General features: G+C 71.1%; 10 protein-coding genes. 5 read left to right on the top strand and 5 right to left on the bottom strand.

Annotated elements, in window-relative coordinates:
* Positions 1-18: 18 nt before the first annotated feature.
* The gene (locus ABT367_RS05370; RefSeq protein ID WP_352249820.1) at positions 19-753 is read right to left on the bottom strand and encodes an SDR family NAD(P)-dependent oxidoreductase; all 735 of its coding nucleotides are present in this window, start codon (positions 751-753) and stop codon (positions 19-21) included.
* A 422-nt stretch (positions 754-1,175) separates the two neighbouring features.
* Between ABT367_RS05370 and mfd the strand changes: the two genes are divergently transcribed.
* Positions 1,176-4,721 (top strand): transcription-repair coupling factor, encoded by a 3,546-nt coding sequence (gene mfd / locus ABT367_RS05365; protein ID WP_352249798.1) that lies wholly within the window; start codon positions 1,176-1,178, stop codon positions 4,719-4,721.
* A gap of 43 nt (positions 4,722-4,764) precedes the next feature.
* Here the strand turns inward: mfd and ABT367_RS05360 are convergent, their stop codons facing one another.
* A complete protein-coding gene (locus ABT367_RS05360) occupies positions 4,765-5,364 on the bottom strand; it encodes a TetR/AcrR family transcriptional regulator (RefSeq protein ID WP_352249796.1) in 600 nt (199 codons plus the stop codon).
* Between the two features lie 96 nt (positions 5,365-5,460).
* On the opposite strand from ABT367_RS05360, the gene ABT367_RS05355 reads away from it, so the two are divergent.
* Positions 5,461-6,342 (top strand): SCO6745 family protein, encoded by an 882-nt coding sequence (locus tag ABT367_RS05355; protein WP_352249794.1) that lies wholly within the window; start codon positions 5,461-5,463, stop codon positions 6,340-6,342.
* A gap of 105 nt (positions 6,343-6,447) precedes the next feature.
* Here ABT367_RS05355 and ABT367_RS05350 read toward each other — a convergent pair whose 3' ends face one another.
* Positions 6,448-6,642: an antitoxin gene (locus tag ABT367_RS05350; RefSeq protein WP_352249792.1), complete on the bottom strand. Its 195-nt coding sequence runs from the start codon at positions 6,640-6,642 to the stop codon at positions 6,448-6,450.
* A gap of 257 nt (positions 6,643-6,899) precedes the next feature.
* Between ABT367_RS05350 and ABT367_RS05345 the strand changes: the two genes are divergently transcribed.
* Both ABT367_RS05345 and ABT367_RS05340 read left to right on the top strand, forming a co-directional pair.
* Positions 6,900-7,562 carry an HNH endonuclease family protein gene (locus tag ABT367_RS05345; protein WP_434975405.1) on the top strand — a complete coding sequence of 221 codons (663 nt, stop codon included), beginning with the start codon at positions 6,900-6,902 and terminating at the stop codon, positions 7,560-7,562.
* Positions 7,563-7,773: 211 nt separating this feature from the next.
* Entirely contained in the window at positions 7,774-8,523 is a 750-nt protein-coding gene (locus tag ABT367_RS05340; protein ID WP_352249790.1) for an N-acetyltransferase, read from the top strand.
* A gap of 98 nt (positions 8,524-8,621) precedes the next feature.
* On the opposite strand, the gene ABT367_RS05335 is transcribed toward ABT367_RS05340, so the two are convergent.
* Both ABT367_RS05335 and ABT367_RS05330 read right to left on the bottom strand, forming a co-directional pair.
* On the bottom strand, positions 8,622-9,395 hold the full coding sequence (locus ABT367_RS05335) for a hypothetical protein (RefSeq protein WP_352249786.1): 774 nt from the start codon (positions 9,393-9,395) through the stop codon (positions 8,622-8,624).
* Positions 9,396-9,518: 123 nt separating this feature from the next.
* The gene (locus tag ABT367_RS05330; protein ID WP_352249784.1) at positions 9,519-10,337 is read right to left on the bottom strand and encodes a hypothetical protein; all 819 of its coding nucleotides are present in this window, start codon (positions 10,335-10,337) and stop codon (positions 9,519-9,521) included.
* A 226-nt stretch (positions 10,338-10,563) separates the two neighbouring features.
* On the opposite strand from ABT367_RS05330, the gene ABT367_RS05325 reads away from it, so the two are divergent.
* Positions 10,564-12,603, top strand: a complete 2,040-nt coding sequence (locus ABT367_RS05325; RefSeq protein ID WP_352249782.1) for an N-6 DNA methylase — start codon at positions 10,564-10,566, stop codon at positions 12,601-12,603.
* The last annotated feature ends 215 nt before the right edge of the window (positions 12,604-12,818 follow it).

Below are 12,818 nucleotides of genomic sequence, written 5' to 3'. Positions count from 1 at the left end.
GGCCGGCGGTGAGGTCCCTCAGATCGCGCCGATCCCGCCGTCCACCGCGATATGCCCGCCGGTGGCGAACGAGGCGCGGTCGCTGAGCAGCCAGAGCGCCGCCTCGGCGATCTCGGCGGGCTCGGCGATCCGCTTCTGGATCTGCCGCGCGACGAACGCCTCGCCCAGGGCGGGCGAGGCCTCGATGGCGCCCTGGATCATCTCGGACATGGTGGTGCCGACGGTCAGGGCGTTCACCCGGATCCCCCGCTCCCCGTACTCGGCCGCGGCGGACTTGGTGAGACCGAGCACGGCGTGCTTCGCGGCGATGTACGGGGCGGGGGCGCCGGTGTGGATCAGGCCGGCCGAGCTGGAGGTGTTCACGATCGCGCCACGGCCTGCCTCGAGCATCACGGGGATCTGGGCCCGCAGACAGTTCCAGGTGCCGCGGACGTTCACATCCATGACGCGGTCGTAGTCCTCCTCGCCCTGTTCGTGCAGCGGGCCCAGGACGGAGCCGGCGTATCCGGCGTTGTTGAAGGCGCCGTCGAGCGCACCGAACCGTTCGACGGTGGCGGCGACCGCACGGTCCACGTCACCACGGTCGGTCACGTCACCGACGCTGTACGCGGCCCGTCCGCCGTCCGCCTCGATCCGCGCGGCCAGATGCTTCAGGCGGTCCTCGCGCCGGGCCATCAGGAGGACGGCGGCGCCTTCCCGCGCGAAGAGCAGGGCGGCGGCTTCTCCGATGCCGCTGGACGCACCGGTGATCATGACGGCCCTGCCGCTGAGCAGTCCACTGTGGGTCGTACGGGTTTGATCATCCATACGTCGAGTCAATCAACTCCCGGCTGCGGAGAGTGAGCCAATTCCAGCCCAACTCGTACGCCACCCCGCCCCCCCCAGCTCCGCTCACGCGGGCACCCCGCCCGAAGCCCGCAGGCACCCCCGCCCGGCACTCGCCCGAAGCCCGCAGGCGCCCCACCCCGCCCGGACCCGCACCCGCCCGGAACCCCGAAGCGCACCCGCCCGGAACCCCGAAGCGCACCCGCCCGGAACCCGAAGCGCACCCACCCGGAACCCCGAAGCGCACCCATCCCCGCAGGCGTACCCTGGAGCCATCCCCGGCCCGCCCTCGGCGCGAAGCCGGGTGTTCGCGTTGCCCGAGAACTGACCATCCGGACGGGAAACCCTTCATGAGCCTGCACGGTCTGCTCGACGCCGTAGCCGAAGACACCGCCCTCGTCGAAGCCGTCGCGGCCGCGCGGGACGCGCACCGGATGCATGTCGACCTGGTCGGCCCGCCCGCCGCCCGCCCCTTCGCGATCGCCGCGCTCGCCCGCGAGACCGGCCGCACCGTCCTCGCCGTGACCGCCACCGGACGCGAGGCCGAGGACCTGGCCGCAGCCCTCAGGTCCCTGCTGCCCGAGGCGGGTATCGCCGAGTACCCGTCCTGGGAGACGCTGCCGCACGAGCGCCTCAGCCCCCGCAGCGACACCGTCGGCCGCCGCCTCGCCGTCCTGCGCAGGCTCGCGCACCCCACGGCCGACGCCGACCCCGAGACCGGCCGGGTCTCCGTGATCGTCGCGCCGATCCGCTCCGTACTGCAGCCGCAGGTCAAGGGCCTCGGCGACCTGGAGCCCGTCAGCCTCAAGCAGAACCAGACCGCCGATCTGAACGAGATCGTCGAGGCGCTCGCCGCGGCCGCGTACGCGCGGGTCGAACTGGTCGAGAAGCGCGGCGAGTTCGCCGTACGCGGCGGCATCCTGGACGTCTTCCCGCCGACCGAGGAGCACCCGCTCCGGATCGAGTTCTGGGGCGACGACGTCGAGGAGATCCGTTACTTCAAGGTCGCCGACCAGCGCTCCCTGGAGATCGCCGAGCACGGTCTGTGGGCCCCGCCCTGCCGTGAGCTGCTGCTCACCGCGGACGTACGCGCGAGAGCGGCCGAGCTCGCCGAGCAGCACCCGGAGCTCGGCGAACTGCTCGGCAAGATCGCCGAGGGCATCGCGGTCGAGGGCATGGAGTCCCTCGCGCCGGTGCTCGTCGACGAGATGGAGCTCCTGATCGACGTCCTGCCCAAGGACTCCATGGCCGTCGTCTGCGACCCCGAGCGCGTACGGACCCGTGCCTCCGACCTCGTGGCCACCAGCCAGGAGTTCCTGCAGGCCAGCTGGGCCGCCACGGCCGGCGGCGGCGAGGCCCCGATCGACGTGGGCGCGGCCTCCCTGTGGGGCATCGCGGACGTACGGGACCGGGCGCGCGAGCTGGACATGATGTGGTGGTCGGTCTCGCCGTTCGCTGCGGACGAGGACCTCGGCTCGGACACCATCAAGCTCGGCATGCACGCTCCCGAGACCTACCGCGGCGACACCGCCCGCGCCCTCGCGGACGCCAAGCAGTGGAACGCGGACGGCTGGCGCACGGTCTTCGTCACCGAGGCCCACGGCCCGGCGACCCGTACCGCCGAGGTCCTCAGCAGCGAGGGCATCGCGGCCCGCCTCGACAAGGACCTCGCCACGAAGGCCGACCTCGCGCCGTCCGTCGTGCACGTCTCCTGCGGCTCGATCGACTACGGCTTCGTCGACCCGAACCTCAAGCTCGCGGTCCTCACCGAGACCGACCTGACCGGCCAGAAGGCGGCCGGCAAGGACGGCGCCCGGATGCCGGCCCGCCGCCGCAAGGCCATCGACCCGCTGACCCTGGAGCCGGGCGACTACATCGTCCACGAGCAGCACGGTGTCGGCCGCTACATCGAGATGGTGCAGCGCACGGTCCAGGGCGCCACCCGCGAATACCTCGTCGTCGAATACGCGCCCGCCAAGCGCGGCCAGCCCGGCGACCGGCTCTACATCCCCACCGACCAGCTGGAGCAGATCACCAAGTACGTGGGCGGCGAGGCCCCCACGCTGCACCGGCTCGGCGGCGCGGACTGGACGAAGACCAAGGCGCGCGCCAAGAAGGCGGTCAAGGAGATCGCCGCCGACCTGATCAAGCTCTACTCCGCGCGCATGGCGGCCCCCGGCTACGTCTTCGGCCCGGACACCCCCTGGCAGCGCGAGCTGGAGGACGCCTTCCCGTACGCGGAGACGCCCGACCAGCTGACCACCATCGCCGAGGTCAAGGAGGACATGGAGAAGTCGGTCCCGATGGACCGTCTGATCTGCGGCGACGTCGGCTACGGCAAGACGGAGATCGCGGTACGCGCCGCCTTCAAGGCCGTCCAGGACGGCAAGCAGGTCGCCGTCCTGGTGCCCACGACCCTCCTCGTACAGCAGCACTTCGGCACGTTCTCCGAGCGCTACTCCCAATTCCCGGTCAAGGTGAAGGCGTTGAGCCGCTTCCAGACCGACACCGAGGCCAAGGCCACGCTCGAAGGCCTGCGGGACGGCTCGGTGGACGTCGTCATCGGTACGCACCGGCTCTTCTCCTCCGAGACCAAGTTCAAGGACCTGGGCCTGGTCATCGTCGACGAGGAGCAGCGCTTCGGCGTCGAGCACAAGGAGCAGCTCAAGAAGCTCCGCGCCAACGTCGACGTCCTGACGATGTCCGCGACGCCCATTCCCCGTACGCTCGAAATGGCGGTCACCGGCATCCGTGAGATGTCGACCATCACCACCCCGCCCGAGGAGCGCCACCCGGTCCTGACCTTCGTCGGGCCGTACGAGGAGAAGCAGATCGGCGCGGCGATCCGCCGTGAACTCCTGCGCGAGGGCCAGGTCTTCTACATCCACAACCGCGTCGAGTCCATCGACCGCGCGGCCGCCCGTCTCCGCGAGATCGTGCCGGAGGCCCGGATCGCCACCGCGCACGGCCAGATGTCGGAGACGGCCCTGGAGCAAGTGGTCGTGGACTTCTGGGAGAAGAAGTTCGACGTGCTCGTCTCGACCACGATCGTCGAGTCCGGCATCGACATCTCCAACGCGAATACGTTGATCGTCGAACGCGGCGACAACTTCGGTCTCTCGCAGCTGCATCAGCTGCGCGGCCGCGTCGGCCGAGGCCGAGACCGCGGCTACGCGTACTTCCTCTACCCGCCGGAGAAGCCCCTCACCGAGACCGCGCACGAACGGCTCGCCACCATCGCCCAGCACACGGAGATGGGCGCGGGCATGTACGTGGCGATGAAGGACCTGGAGATCCGAGGAGCCGGAAACCTCCTCGGCGGCGAGCAGTCGGGCCACATCGCGGGCGTCGGCTTCGACCTGTACGTACGCATGGTCGGCGAGGCCGTCGCCGACTACCGCCGGCAGCTGGAGACCGGCGAGATCGAGGAAGAGGCGCCGCTCGAGGTCAAGATCGAGCTGCCCGTCGACGCGCATGTCCCGCACGACTACGCGCCCGGCGAGCGGCTGAGGCTCCAGGCCTACCGCGCCATCGCCTCCGCCAACTCGGAAGAGGACATCAAGGCGGTACGGGAGGAACTCACCGACCGCTACGGCAAGTTGCCCGAACCGGTCGAGAACCTCTTGTTGGTCGCCGGACTGCGGATGCTGGCCCGCGCGTGCGGCGTCGGCGAGATCGTGCTCCAGGGCACCAACATCCGCTTCGCGCCCGTGGAGCTCCGCGAATCCCAGGAGCTGCGCCTCAAGCGCCTCTACCCGGGCACGCTCATCAAGCCGACCACGCACCAGATCCTCGTCCCGCGCCCGAAGACCGCGAAGGTCGGCGGAAAGCCGCTGCTCGGGCGGGAGTTGCTGGGGTGGACCGGGGAGTTCCTGACGACGATTCTGGGGTCGTAGCGGGACCGTCTGGCATTCGGGACCGGGCATCCGGTCCCGAATGTCAGACGGTCCGGCCCGGTCCCCCGCCCGGCAAGAGGCCGGTCAGCGACCGGAAGTAGGCCTCGGGATCGCCGCCGGCCAGCGGCCCCTCCAGATTGCGCGTCAGAAGCAGGGTCGTGAAGCCGTGTGCGAGCGACCACGCCGCGATGCCGGCGGCGCGTGCGTCCGCGTCGCCGTCCGTTGCTGCCGTCACGGCCGACCGGAGTTCCGCGCCTGCTCGTTCACGGGCCGCGACGAGCGCCGGATCGTCCGTGCGCAGCAGCTCCGGAGTGAACATCACCTGGAAGTGCGCGGGGTGCTCGATGCCGAACCGCACGTAACGCACGCCCCGTTCGCGCAGCTCCGGCGCATGGGCGAGGGCCTCGGCGAGCAGTTCGTACCCCTGGGCGGCGATCGCCGTGAGCAGCCCGGTGCGGTCCTTGAAGTGATGCGCGGGCGCCGCGTGCGAGACCCCGGCCCGGCGGGCCAGATCGCGCAGGCTCAGCGCGCCGGGGCCGTCGGCGGCGATCACATCGAGGGCGGCCGTGAGCAGGGCCAGGCGCAGATCGCCGTGGTGGTACGCGCCTCGTGAGGGGGCGGGGGACTTCGCTGAAGCGGCCATGGGGGAAGCGTACGCCCAATCTAGGCATTGACAAGTTTGCCGGGCGAGAGGAATCTAGTCACTGTCAAGTTCGTCCGTGCCGTGAGTGGAGGAATCGTGTCCGAAGAGACCCCTGGGATCGCGCTCGGCCGTGTACGGCAGCTCTGGCACCTGACCGAGCCCCTGCACGCCGTCCTCTACTACGCACCCGAGGCCTTCGAGGAGGCCGCCGCGCTCGGCTTCAAGACCGATGAGCGGTGGCCGAGTTACTTCCCCTGGCGCGCGGCTCCGCTCGGGGCGGTGGGCAAGGAACTGGTGACGGCGACGTTCTACAGCTTCGCGCCGGAGATGGTCGCGCGGTACGTCGACGGGGCGTGGGAGACGGCGTCCCCCGAGGCCGTGCTCGCCGCGCGCGTACGGTCCGTGGACCGTGCGTACCGCTCCTTGTTCGGCGACCGCGTCGACAGTCCCGAACTCGCCCGCGCCGCGGCGCTCGCCCGGCGGGCAGCCGAGGCCGCACCGCTCGCGGGCCGGCCGCTCGCCGCCGCCAACTCCGCGCTGTCGTGGCCGGATCAGCCGCATCTCGTGCTGTGGCAGGCGGTCACGATCCTGCGCGAACACCGGGGCGACGGACATCTCGCGGCCCTGACCGTGGCCGGGTTCGACGCGGTCGAGGCGCTGGTGTCGTTCGCGGGCATCGGGGCGGCGTCCGTCGAGCGCTTCGAGAGCCGCGGCTGGAGCGCGCAGGAGTGGGCCGCCGCCCGTGAACGGCTCGTGGCGCGCGGCCTGTTGGACGCCGACGGCATCGCGACCGAGGCCGGACGCGCGCTGCGCGCCGAGGTCGAGCGGCACACCGACGAAGCCGCCGCCGCACCCTGGCGAGCGCTCGGGCCCGCCCAGGTGGACGAACTGGCCGAGCTGCTCGGCGAGTTCTGGGTCGCCGTGATCGGCTCGGGGCTGCTGCCCGGGGAGACGACTCTGGGGATCGGCAAGGTCTGAGCGCGTACGAGAAGGCCGTCCGCGCGCGTACGAGAAAGCCGTCCGCGGTGGTGCTGGACCGCGGACGGCTCTGTTTCTCGCAGTGGTTCGGTGGGGCCCGGTGGATCAGCCCTGCTTGCCGTCGAGCTTGTCGATCTGCTCGGTCGCGGCCTGCTGGGCCTTGTCCACGTGCTCGGCGTACTTGCCGCCGGTCTTCTCGTCGACTTCGTCACCGACGTTCTTGACGACCTCGTTGGCCTTGTCCTCGGCCTGGCCGCCGAACTTTTCCTTCATTTCATTGATCTTGTCGCCGAGACCCATGCCTGGGCTCCCTTCGGGGGCGGGGGGCGTAGGGAAGGTGGCACATATGCCACATTTCGCCCCGTCACTTCCGACCATACGCCCGCCCCGCGAGGAATGCCCACCGATGCCCGGGGAACCCCCGGGGGTAAGGTCTGGCCGGTTGCATGGACGGCGTGACGTCATAGGGAGGGGCAGGGGTGGGGCGGGTTCGTACGGTGCCGGGGTCCGCTCGCACGCGGACGGTGGTGGGGTCGGTGCTGCTCGCGGCGCTCGCCGTGGGCTGTACGCCCGCGCCCGAGGAGCCGGCCGGGGGACAACCGGCCGGGGGCGCCGAGCCGGGCTCCGCACTCGCCGCCGTCGACGAGCTGACCGTGAAGGGCCGCGCGCCCAAGACCGGCTACGAGCGGTCCCGCTTCGGCAGCCCCTGGGCCGACACCGATTCCAACGGCTGCGGGACCCGCGACGACATCCTCGCCCGCGATCTGGAACGCCTGCGCATCGTCGACGACTGCAAGGTCGTCTCCGGACTGCTCGCGCCCGATCCGTACACCGGCAAGGACATCCCGTACGAACGAGGGCGCAGCAAGATCGACGTCGATCACATGGTGGCGCTCTCGGACGCGTGGCAGAAGGGCGCGCAGCAGTGGAAGCCGGGCAAGCGCATCGCGTTCGCCAATGATCCGCTCAATCTGCGCGCGGTCGAGGCGAGCGTGAACCGCTCCAAGCGGGACGGCGATGCGGCCACGTGGCTGCCGCCCGTGAAGGCGTACCGCTGTACCTATGTGTCGGTGCAGGTCGCCGTGAAGCGCAAGTACGGGCTGTGGGTGACCGCCGCGGAACGGGACGCGATGCGCCGTATCCTCGGCGGCTGCCCCGAACAGGCCCTGCCGGTGGGGAAGGCACCCACCATGGCGCCCGACCGGTTCCACGCGGACTGATCGACGACGTGGGCTGACGGCGGGCTGATCGCCGACGCGGACTGATCGACGACGCGGACTGATCGACGACGTGGGCTGACGGCGGACCGATCGACGACGCGGACTGTCCGCCGACCGCAGACCGACCGGAACTGCCGCGGACCGATCGAGCCCACCTGAGCTGCGCGGAAAACCCCTTGGCGGCCCCCGGGGGCCCGGCTACGTTGCCCGCATGAGCGACATCACGGTCACCACCCTCGCCGAACGCCCCCACCTCCAGGGCGCCATGGACGAGATGCCCGAAACCTGGAACGAGTTCGTGCGCCACGACCTCGTCGGCTGGTCGCACTACCCGCGGATCGCCGACGAGCTGCCCGACTACACCCTCGTCGCGACCGACGGCAGCGGCGCCGTGGTGGCCAAGGCCATGAGCGTGCCCTTCGCGCTGAACGCACCCGGGCGCGGGGAGCTCCCGCCGGGCGGCTGGGCCAGGGTGCTGCAGTGGGCGTTCTCCGACCTGAAGTACGGACGCACGCCCGACACCGTGAGCGCCATCGAGATCAGCGTCGCCAACGGGCAGCAGGGCAGGGGCCTTTCGCACACGATGCTCGGTGCGATGCGCGACAACGCGCGAGCCCGCGGCTTCTCGGAGGTCGTCGCCCCGGTGCGGCCCAACGCCAAGCATTTGGAGCCGCTCACCCCGATCGAGGAGTACGCACTGCGCGTACGCGACGAGGACGGCCTGCCGACCGACCCCTGGCTGCGGGGCCATGTACGGGCCGGCGGTGTGATCGAGAAGGTCGCGCCCGTGTCGATGTGCGTGAACGGCACGCTCGCCCAGTGGCGCGAGTGGACCGGGCAGCCCTTCGACAAGGGCGGCGAGATCGAGATCCCCGGCGCCCTCGTGCCGGTGCACTGCGTACCCGAGCGGGACTACGCGGTGTACGTGGAGCCCAACGTCTGGGTGCGGCACGCGCTTTAGGCATACGCAAAAGGCTCCGGGCATACGTGAAGGGCTCCGGGCGTACGGGATGGGCCGCCCTCTCCGCGGAGGACGGCCCTTCCCGTACGTACCGGTGACTACATCTTGTCCAGGTCGAGCACATCACCCGAAGGCGCCTTCGCGTCCACCGGCTTGTCGTAGTCGGTGAAGGTCAGGTCCTCGCCCTCCTTCGCCGCGTCCGAGGTGAGCTTGAGCAAGTACGGCTCGCCCTTCGTCGCCACGTAGATCGTGTAGGTCTCCGAGCCGTCCTTCTCCGTGAGCGTGATGGCCTCCTGGCCGTCGACCGTCGTCACCTTCCCCTTGCGGGCCGCGGAGTCCCCGCCCTTGAACTCGCCGAGCAGCTGGTCGAGATCGCAGAAGGCCTTCAGGTCCTCGGAGCCCTCGCCGGTCGCGGAGGTCTTCACCCAGCGGTCGCCCAGCATGTCGACGGCGGCGTCCACCTCCGCCTTCGCCTCGCCCTTGCTCTGGGCGCGCAGGAAGGCCTCGTCGTACTTCATGTAGACGGTCCTGCCGTCGTTGACGATCTCGGCCTTGCCCTGGCCGCCCACGGACATGGAGCCCGCGCAGACGCCCTTGGTGTCCATGGCCATGTCGAGGGTGATCGCACCCAACTCGGCGTCCGGAACAGTGCCCTTGACGCGCAGGGACTTCGCGGAGCTGGTCGCCTCGACGGCCTGGTCGGCGATCTCGGGCCCTGATACGTCGGCGAACGGCTCCTTGCTCCTGTCGGCGCCGGTGCCGGCGTTCTTGCCCTTGTCCGGCGAACTGCCGGACTTCTCGGACCCGCAGGCGGTGAGCGCGAGAGCGGCGCTCAGAGCGAGGGCGGCGGTGGTGAGGACGGTGCGGCGCATGGTGGTTCTCCCCCCGGAGAAAGTGGATGTGGGGTGGGTGAGCGGGTGTGGGGTGGTGGGACGGCGAGGGACGGGGCTCCGGGTGAGGTGTTCAGCCCGTCCGGTCCGGTCCGGCCGGGCTGATCAGCCCGTCTTCTTCCAGTCCTGGCAGCCGGTCGTCTTGAAGTAGGCGTCCTTCGCGGTGATCGTCACGATCCCGTTGCCGTTGACGTTCTCGTTGGCCGCGATGGACTCCAGGCCGTGCTCGGCGTCCTTCGAGCGCTCCCAGTAGCACATGTCGTCCGTGTTCCCGCTGGACTTGTACGTGCCCGGGGCGATGTCGACGCCGACCTTGAACATGCCGCCGTCGCCCTTGATGCCCCCGCCCTTCGGCGAGCCCTTGGCGGCCTCGTCGACCGCGGTCCAGCCGTTGCAGTCCGAGGACTTGAACAGCTTGTCGCCGGGCTTGATCGTCACGTACGACGTGCCGGTCACGTTGTCGTTGGCCAGGATCGACTCGAGTTCGCCCTTGGAGTCCTTGAGGCGCTCCCAGTAGCACATGCCGTCGTCGTTCCCGGTCGTCTTGTACGTGCCGGGCTTGACGTCGGCGCCGACCTCGAAGTCCCCGTCGCCGTCGATGGCGACCTTGTCCTTGGCGGCGTCCTCGGCCTTCTGCGGCTTGTCGCCGTCCTTGGCCTTGCTGTCGCCGCCGGTGCCGGACGACACCGAGGCGGAGTCCTTCGAGCCGTCCGAACCGTCGTCGCCACCGGCGCCGAGCGCCCCGCCGATCCCGACGACCACGACGATCGCGCCGATCGCGGTGAGCACCTTGTGGCGGGCGACCCAGCTCCGTCTGGGCGGCGGCTGAGGGGCGGCGTGCTGGGGGCCGTACGAACCGTGCGAGCCGTACATCGGCTGCTGAGGCTGCTGGGACTGCTGCGACCACTGGGGCTGCTGAGACATGTGAAGCACCTTTCGTGCACAAGGGGAACAGTCGTAGACCGGCTGTGAGCCCGTGAACTCGGTGGGCTGTGAACCGCTGGGTCAATAAGAGCAGAGGCTGTGAACCGAGTCAACACGGTTCACGGGATCTGGTCCGTTCACGGGTGTGAGCGATAGGATCCAGCGCATCCGCAGCGCCGAGCCGTATCGATGCGCATGGGGCCGTATCCAGAGGGGAGCCAGCCGGGTGCCTACGAGTGCGACAGAGGTGACCGCCGCCGGAATCGCCCGGCTCGCCGGGGTGGGCCGGGCCGCCGTGAGCAACTGGCGCCGCCGGCATGCCGATTTCCCCAAGCCCGTGGGCGGCACCGAGACCAGCCCGTCCTTCGCACTCCCCGAGGTCGAGGACTGGCTGCGCCGCCAGGGCAAACTCGCCGAGGTCCCGCTGCGCGAGCGCGTCTGGCAGCAGCTCACCGGACACCCCGAGGGCCCCGCCACCGCGCTGCTGCACATCGGCTGTGAACTGCTGCTCGTGCACGAGCGCCCCACCGACTGGCTCGACCTCAACGCGCTCTCCGACCGGCGCCTGGCCGAACTGCTCCCGGACGCGTACGACAAGGTGCTCACCGACCGCTTCGGCGCCGGGCGCCACCGAGCGATCCAGGTCCCGTCCACCGAGGCCCTGCACGCCTCCGTACCGCTGCTGCGCGCGACCGCCCACCTCGCCGCCGAACTGGGCACCCGGCAGACCTTCGAGTTCCTGCTCGGCCGCCATCTGGACGCCAACTCCCGCCAGTACACGCCCACTCCGGCAGGACCCGCCGAGCTGATCGCCCGCCTCGCCGGGCCCGTACGCTCCGTCCTCGACCCGGCCTGCGGCACCGGCGCCCTGCTCAGAGCCGTCGCCGACCGCCCCGACCTGGAGCTCCACGGCCAGGACTCGGCGCCCGAACTCGCCGCGCTCACCGCCCTGCGCCTGGCACTCGCCGGCCACGCACGCATCCGCACCCGGGCCGGCGACACCCTGCGCGCCGACGCCTTCCCGCAGCTCAGGGCGGACGCGGTGGTCTGCCACCCACCGTTCAACGAGCGCAACTGGGGTCACGACGAGCTGGCCTACGACCCCCGCTGGGAGTACGGCTTCCCCGCCCGCACCGAATCCGAGCTCGCCTGGGTCCAGCACGCGCTGGCCCGGCTCGCCGACGGCGGCACCGCCGTCCTGCTGATGCCGCCCGCCGCCGCGTCCCGCCGCTCGGGCCGCCGCATCCGTGCCGACCTGCTGCGCCGCGGAGCATTGCGCGCCGTGATCGCGTTGCCCGCCGGCGCCGCACCCCCGCACAACATCCCGCTGCACCTGTGGGTGCTCCGCCGCCCGGGCCCGGCCACCCGACCTGCCGCCGAGCTGCTCCTGATGGAGACCGCCTCGCTCGTACCGGAAGGGCAGCCCGAACTGCCCTGGCCCGCCCTGCAGTCCGCGGTCACCGAGGCCTGGGAGGCGTACGAACGCACCGGCACCGCCGAGGAGCAGCCGGGCCTCGCCCGCGCCATCCCGGTGATCGACCTGCTCGACGACGACGTGGACCTCGCGCCCGCGCGCCACCTGCCCCCGTCCGCGGCCGGCGGCGGCATCGAACAGCTCACCTCCGTACGGGAGAAGCTCACCGACACCCTCAGGCTGACCGCCGAACTCACCCCGCCCGCAGCCGAACCGGCCCCCGACGCACGCTGGCCGCTCACCACCATCGGCGAACTCGCCCGCGCGGGCGCCCTCACCCTCAGAACCGGCAACGCGGCCGTGGCGCTCGGCGGCACCGTCCCCGTCCTCACCGACCACGACGTGTTCACGGCCGCCGCGCCCTCCGGCACCCTGCCCGAGGACCATGAAGCCCCCGAACTCACCGAAGAGGGCGACGTCGTCGTCCCCGTCCTCGGCGCCGGCAGCGTCACCCGGGTCATCGACGCCGCCACCGCCGGCGCCGCACTCGGCCGCAATCTCAGCCTGCTCAGACCCGACCCGGCGGCGCTCGACCCCTGGTTCCTCGCGGGCTTCCTGCGCGGCACCGCCAACAACCGCCAGGCCAGCAGCTACGCCTCGACCGCCACCCGCCTCGACGTCCGCCGCCTCCAGCTGCCGCGCCTGCCGCTCGAGCAGCAGCGCGCGTACGGGGAGCGGTTCCGCGCCCTCGCGGCCTTCGAGGACACCCTGCGGCAGGCGACGCGGCTCGGGGAGCAGCTGGTCCAGGGGACGTACGACGGGCTGACGGACGGGACGATCGCGCCAGGGTGAGCCGGACAGACCCCTCCCTCCCGGGGGCCGAGCCCCAATGAGGCTATCGAGCCCCACCGACAAAGCGGACTCGCAGACTCCGTGGCCGGATCGTGCCCGCCGTGACCGGATCGATTTCCTCGATCACGTACAACCCCGGGCCGGTTGTCCTGGTCGCCTTATACGCTCGTCTCTGCACGTCCCGACTCGGCATCCCGTTCGGTTCCGGAATTCGC

This window comes from Streptomyces mesophilus (assembly GCF_040300965.1).
GTDB lineage: Bacteria > Actinomycetota > Actinomycetes > Streptomycetales > Streptomycetaceae > Streptomyces > Streptomyces mesophilus_A.
The sequence above is the reverse complement of the archived record's forward strand: the minus strand, read 5'-3'. Positions and strand labels throughout refer to the sequence as shown.